The following is a 1,125-nucleotide window of genomic DNA, read 5'->3' on the forward strand; positions in this document are numbered from 1 at the left end:
TAATAGTTGGTTGAACTCTTTCTGCACACTTCGGATGAGAATGACCGTTTCAATGCCTTCGGCTTCTAATTGACGCAGGATGCGTTGAGCACGATTAGCTTTACCTGCAAGTAACGCATCAATCCAGTTAAACGTCGTAAAGTGGTTGTGTCGACTTAAGGCTTCCTCTAAGCGTACAACTGTCAGTTGGCCATCAGGATAGAGCAAAGCCAGTTTCTCTAGACTCTGAGAAAGTGCAAATAAGTTGCCTTCATGCCACTGTGCCAACATCTGTAAGGATTGCTGATCGGGCTTTAAACCCAATGCGCGGCAGCGCGTTTGCACAAACATAGGCAAACGCTGAAGATCCGGCGTTAAGCAGCTGACCCAGTCGCCTTTGGCATTCAGTGCTTTAAACCATTTGGCATTTTCTTGCGCTTTAGTCAGCTTCGTTCCGATGATCACTAGCATGATGTCATCATGCAACATGTCACACAGAGTCTGTAGCTCTTTGCTGATAGCTGTGGTGACACCGCTTTCTGGGATCTCAAGCTCAATGAGTTGTCGACTAGAAAATAAGCTCAGAGCTTGAAAGCAGTCATACACTTGGTTCCAATCTAAACTTGCATCGACAGCAAAACGGTGTCTTTCTTCAAAACCATGTTGTAGAGCGGTTTTTTGAATCGCTTGGCGGCTTTCTTGGATCAGTAGCGGTTCGTTTCCGAAGATCAGATAAACCTGCTTTAAGTGTTTGGCTAGATGGTCAGCTAGCTTGTCAGCATAAATTCGCATGTTGATTAAGAGTTTGTTTTCTCAGTTGGCGCGGCAATTTGCCCCGCTTCGTACTCGGCACGGATTCGGCCAAGTTGACGCATCATCTGTTTCGCTGCTTGTTGACGCATCTCGTCTTCGATTACGTCACGTTCAACCGATTTTGCCAATGCCGTTAACGGGTTGTCTAGGTAGTTGCGGTTCACGGTTGTGGTGAAATTTTTTGAGCCAAACCCTGGAATTGTGACGCGATATTGCACCACGTAAGTCAACTCTTTTTCTGCCGCACGACTGTTTTGGTAAAGCGAGAGCGTGCGCTCATCCATGGTTGCTTTGATTAAATGCAGATTTGGTACCGAAGATGACGGCTGAACT

At 46.4% G+C, this 1,125-nt stretch carries 2 protein-coding genes; both read right to left on the minus strand.

Annotated features, from left to right (window positions below; all coding sequences use genetic code 11):
- Window positions 1-771, minus strand: a 771-nt coding sequence (gene holA, locus R8269_RS25575) for a DNA polymerase III subunit delta (RefSeq protein WP_318222957.1), incomplete at its 3' end; no start/stop codon positions are given.
- A 5-nt stretch (window positions 772-776) separates the two neighbouring features.
- The coding region (gene lptE, locus R8269_RS25580; protein WP_318222958.1) for an LPS assembly lipoprotein LptE at window positions 777-1,125 on the minus strand (349 nt) is incomplete at its 5' end.

The sequence above is a fragment of the Vibrio sp. Vb0667 genome, assembly GCF_033391095.1.